Genomic DNA, 4,743 nt, shown 5'->3' with positions numbered 1-4,743 from the left:
TATTGCTATTCTTTATGTCATTATTATGGGCCTAGTTAAAACGTGGGATATACCACTATTAATTGTGATAAGCCTTCTTTCTTCATTTGTCATTTATCGGCATAGAGCAAATATTAAACGAATTATGAATAAGACGGAACCAAANNCTATAAGGTTATAGCCATTTTTTCATGAAAAGTTCATAACCCCGAAAGTTTAGGAGTACATATTTACAGTAAAATTAAGGTAAGAATATGAATTTCTCCTGGAGGGGTACGTATGTTTAAGGTAAAACAGGAATATCTATTTTCCTCTGATGTCTCCGATACTACAGATGTAAACGATTTTATCGTAGAGTTTTATTGCGATGACCTTGTAGATAGTACACCCGTTATAATAACGAGAAATTTTGATGACTTAATTGAATTTTTTGATGCAATAGAAGAATAGCAGAGCCGGCGTGGCTCTGCTTTTTTATGTGATGTCTTATAGTTTAATCAATTGGAACTTCCATTTTCCCATTACATCTTGGACGTAATCCAGTTTTGTATGGTCAAAGTAGACAAAATCCCGTTCGTGAATAATGACACACACGTCATCGAATTCAAAGGTGAGGTCGCCCTGTATTTTCCGCTCTTCCAGAGACAGATTCATTTTTGGCCCCCCTCAGCCAACTCCCATACTTAGCCGCAAAAACAATTGCTCATCATCGGTCTTTTTTTCTTTGGTAATGGTACTCTGCAATACCCGATAAGCACTTTCCGTCATTTTAAACATACTTTCACACACCTTTTAAAAATTGCTCTTATTCCCATATGTGCTCTAACAGACCCTCTTGCTTTAGAATTTCCTTCTGTCTCGCACCAATTAAATCAAAATGAGAATATCCATCCTTGCGATGATGAATCCATTCTTTTTTCAAGCCATACTTCCTGCCCCATTCAGCCAACTTATCAAGATCATGGGAACCTACTTTCGTAACGGTCTTATAGCCTGGAAATCGGTCGTCCAGCCAATAGTGTGTCAAAAAGGCGATTTCACCTTCATCTATTTTTCGCTTCCAATCTAGCAATTCACGTCTTTTAATCCCAAACGCCAATCTATTCACCTCGAAGCCTAAAGATTACTTCTTTTTAATATCCTCATATTTGAGGTACCACTCTGGAAACGCTTTTTTAAATGCCGCCGGTTTAAAGTTTTCCTTTTTCACGATGATATGTGTGGTCGTTCCCTCTGCACATACCTCATCTGCCCCATTTACGACCATATAAGCATAAATCGTTTTAATACCATCATTGTATGCAACCCATGTTTTTACAAATGCTTTGTCCCCATAACGCAATGGCTTCTTATAAGTTACTTGAACATCGTAAACAGGAGCAAAATAACCGGATTCCTCCATCGCCACATAACTGTAACCTATATCTTCAATTAAGCCTGTCCGACCCAGCTCAAAAAACTTTAAATAATTGGCATGATAAATCACACCCATCATATCCGTATCCGCGTAGTAAAGTTGAATTTCTCTTGTAGAAATAAAATGATTTTCCATTATTAACGTTCCTTTCACATTTTCCTAAAGGCTTTATCAACATCTATTGATTCCAAAATGCCGGCCTTTTCCAATAATGTCCCCTCTGCCTCATCTCCCATTAATCGAGTAGCTTGGGTTAAGATAATTTCATCCACCAAATTAGTGGCAAAACGGCCATTTCCTTTATAATGATTGTTCTCTATTTCTACCAATAGAAGGTTCAGCGCATCTTCGGTAAACCGGTATTGGTAACTTGCCGCATACGATTCCATTATTTCCAGCAATTCTTCCGGTGTATAATCAGGAAAGAAAAAGAACTTTTTAAATCTGGACCTGAGCCCCGGGTTACTTTCTAGCAGCTTATCCATTTCATTAGGATAGCCTGCCAATATCACCACGAGGTTCTCATTCTGCTTCGTCATTTCATCGACAAGGGTATCAATGGCCTCTTTGCCAAAATCACCAGAGGTTTGACTAAGCAAGGAATAAGCCTCATCAATAAACAACACTCCACCGAGGGCTTCACGTATTTTTTTCTTTGTTTTACCGGCTGTCTGCCCAACGTAATTAGCCACTAAATCAGCCCGACTGGTGATGACCAAATGACCTCTTTTTAAAATACCGCACTCCTTCAAAAATTCCGCATAAATTTTCGCTACCGTTGTTTTTCCGGTTCCAGGATTCCCGGTAAACACAGAATGAAGCTGGATCGGCACAGCGGAAAGGCCTTGATTTCTTCTAAATTGCTGCATCTTCACAAAAGATATTAAGGATTGCAATTCTTCCTTTAAGGTGCCTAATCCAACAAGCCGGTTAAGTTGAAACTGTGGTGATTCAAGCTTTTCTTGCTCTTCCTCTTTAAAATCCTCATCTGATAGGAGCAGGTATTTTAAAATATCTGGATCTGTATCCAAGTTGGAACCCTTTTTGAAAATCGCGTCCAACACAATATTATGAACTGTTCGGGCATTACCGAAGGTCTCATCCACCCTTTCTCGATCAACACGATGGGCAATCTCAAGCTTTGCAGTCGGCGTTAAAAAGTAATCATTTTCAGCAGCTACTTTTTCAGCAATTTGAATCAACTCTTCATTTGTGTAGTTGGGAAGGTGGATAAAATTCGATTGAGGAAAACGACTCCGTAGCCCTGGATTAGCTTCCAAAAAAGTGCGCATTTCTTCAGGGTATCCAGCTAAAATGACTGCAAATTTGCCTCCAAACTCCTCGCCTGTCATTAAAGATACAAGCGTATCAACTGCAGCCTGTCCATAATCATTTCCAGATTGCCCTTCCCGTTTCAAACTGTAGGCCTCATCTATAAATAACACTCCTCCAATAGAGCGTTCCACAACGGCACGAACGTTTTCCTCTGTTTGTCCAACAAAGGAACCTACCAATTGTGAACGATTGGTTTCAATTACTTCAACCCGTGGAAGGACTCCCAGCTCATGATAAATTTTCGCCAATAAACGGGCTAAAGTCGTTTTACCAGTACCTGGATTTCCTGTTAAGATCATATTTAAACTTAGCTCATCTTTAATTTGGAAACCAAGTTCTTTTCGCTGCTTTTGGTATTTGAGAAACCGATAAAAATCATTGACNNTACCGATTCCATCCCTACCATCCCGTTTAATTCTTCAAGGGTATTTTTTACAGCTTTTTGTTCTGTTCCCTCAAGAAAATTTTCCTTCCATTTGGCTTTAACTTCTTCAACTAGCTGTAAATGAGTCCGTAACTCATCATAATAGGCAGCTGTATGAAAAACGCCAGTGATGGATTCATCATAATCATGGGAGGCTTTCAACAGTTTTTCTGTCGCCTCAACAGCATCGGAAAATAGTTGATAAAGCCGCTGATACTTTTGAAAAGGTTCTTGGTCGAGCATGGTTGAAGTTAGCTTAATATTGGACTGTAATTCGGCTATTCGATCCTCTGAATCCGTTAAAAATGCCTGACACACTTCTATGTATTGCTCCGCAGTCTTCTTTTTAGCAGTTCGATTATCTGTCTCTCTAATTGGGGGAAAGTGTAAACTTGATAGCGCATCTTTTAACTTAACCCAATCCCATCGAATCAAATGTTGTTTGGCAAGTAAATTATTAGGATCTAACTGAAGTGCTTTTTCAAGCAAAGTGTTGGAAAGTGTGATCCCATCAGCTGTTTTGGACAACGCTAATAAAGTAATCAATTTTGAAACAATAGTGGGGTCAGAAGCGCCTGATAGTGCTTCTATTAGTAATTCATCTCGAATGATTCCTGTTTCGTTCCATTCATTTTCTATGTAGGTGATTATGTCGTTCATATCATTAAATCCCATCTTTATCGTAAATTCTTACTTATCTTATCATAAGGGCTCGGTATAGATAAAATGAGAGGTCTTGAAGCAAAAAAGGACCTGTCCGAAAAGAACAAGTCCCTAAGCCTGATTATCTCTGATTATTGTGAGCTTCATCCTTAATTTCAGATCGGAAAGATTCGATACTTTCACGTCTTCGTTCATTTTTTTCCTGGATCTGGCGACGTTGGGTATCACTGTCTGTTAACTTCAAGGATTCCTCCGCAGCCTCCATATTTTGTATCGTATCTTCAATCATATTCTGTAATTTTTCAACGTTATCACTGCGGTCATCTGGATTTGGTTTGTTATTATAAGCCATCTGAAATTCCTCCTAGATAAATGTATCGGTACAGATATAGTTTGTATCGTCTCCGATAATTTAATCACCAAAATTTTTATAACAAAAAGACCCAATGCTTTACGCAAATGGGTCTCCATAATCTAAGGTTTATTCACCTTTAGTTTGCATTACTTGGGCATGTTCACCTGATTTATCTTGCATTTGTTTTCCTTTGTTACCGCCAAAGCTGCGTGGTTGTGTGCCAATATGTGATGGTCTAAAGTGTTTTGTTTGATATCCTTTACCCATTTTAATCCCCCCTTAGTAAACAGTTTGTCCACTGGGGAGGAAAACAATGAATGGTAATCTTTTGTCTCACTCAGCTTTGCCGAGGCGTTTAGCTTCAATGCGTTGTTCAATTTTTTCCAATGCAGCGCTGTCTTTCAAAAGTTGTGATTTATTTTCAGAAACAAGTTCGGCAAAAGAACGTTTTCTTGGTTTTCTCATTGATATCACCTTCCTTATTACCTATTTTAACAGTAATTATGCCCGGAAACGCTTGCAATTATTACAACTTTTTGAAAATTTAATTGTTTTTTATGTTTTTAATAT

General features: G+C 38.3%; 7 protein-coding genes and 2 pseudogenes. 2 read left to right on the top strand and 7 right to left on the bottom strand.

Annotation, left to right across the window (positions count from 1 at the left end; genetic code table 11):
• Both V7083_RS23860 and V7083_RS17985 read left to right on the top strand, forming a co-directional pair.
• Window positions 1-160: pseudogene (locus tag V7083_RS23860) on the top strand (glycerol-3-phosphate 1-O-acyltransferase PlsY); the annotation flags it as partial.
• Window positions 161-258: 98 nt separating this feature from the next.
• Window positions 259-429 carry a hypothetical protein gene (locus V7083_RS17985; RefSeq protein ID WP_335480459.1) on the top strand — a complete coding sequence of 57 codons (171 nt, stop codon included), beginning with the start codon at window positions 259-261 and terminating at the stop codon, window positions 427-429.
• Between the two features lie 36 nt (window positions 430-465).
• Here the strand turns inward: V7083_RS17985 and V7083_RS17980 are convergent, their stop codons facing one another.
• The 7 genes and pseudogenes from V7083_RS17980 to V7083_RS17950 form a co-directional block, all read right to left on the bottom strand.
• Window positions 466-633 carry a hypothetical protein gene (locus V7083_RS17980; RefSeq protein WP_335480457.1) on the bottom strand — a complete coding sequence of 56 codons (168 nt, stop codon included), beginning with the start codon at window positions 631-633 and terminating at the stop codon, window positions 466-468.
• A 151-nt stretch (window positions 634-784) separates the two neighbouring features.
• Window positions 785-1,078, bottom strand: a complete 294-nt coding sequence (locus V7083_RS17975) for a hypothetical protein (protein WP_335480455.1) — start codon at window positions 1,076-1,078, stop codon at window positions 785-787.
• 24 nt (window positions 1,079-1,102) lie between these two features.
• Entirely contained in the window at window positions 1,103-1,531 is a 429-nt protein-coding gene (locus tag V7083_RS17970; protein WP_335480453.1) for an acyl-CoA thioesterase, read from the bottom strand.
• Between the two features lie 14 nt (window positions 1,532-1,545).
• A pseudogene (locus V7083_RS23855) lies at window positions 1,546-3,830 on the bottom strand (AAA family ATPase).
• 109 nt (window positions 3,831-3,939) lie between these two features.
• Window positions 3,940-4,170 (bottom strand): small acid-soluble spore protein Tlp, encoded by a 231-nt coding sequence (gene tlp, locus V7083_RS17960; protein ID WP_335480449.1) that lies wholly within the window; start codon window positions 4,168-4,170, stop codon window positions 3,940-3,942.
• A 129-nt stretch (window positions 4,171-4,299) separates the two neighbouring features.
• Entirely contained in the window at window positions 4,300-4,440 is a 141-nt protein-coding gene (locus V7083_RS17955; protein WP_335480446.1) for an acid-soluble spore protein N, read from the bottom strand.
• A gap of 66 nt (window positions 4,441-4,506) precedes the next feature.
• The gene (locus tag V7083_RS17950; RefSeq protein ID WP_335480444.1) at window positions 4,507-4,638 is read right to left on the bottom strand and encodes an FbpB family small basic protein; all 132 of its coding nucleotides are present in this window, start codon (window positions 4,636-4,638) and stop codon (window positions 4,507-4,509) included.
• Between the last annotated feature and the right edge of the window lie 105 nt (window positions 4,639-4,743).

The sequence above is a fragment of the Bacillus sp. JJ1764 genome (genome assembly GCF_036962145.1).
In the GTDB taxonomy this organism is placed as follows: domain Bacteria; phylum Bacillota; class Bacilli; order Bacillales; family Cytobacillaceae; genus Neobacillus.
The sequence above is the reverse complement of the archived record's forward strand: the minus strand, read 5'-3'. Positions and strand labels throughout refer to the sequence as shown.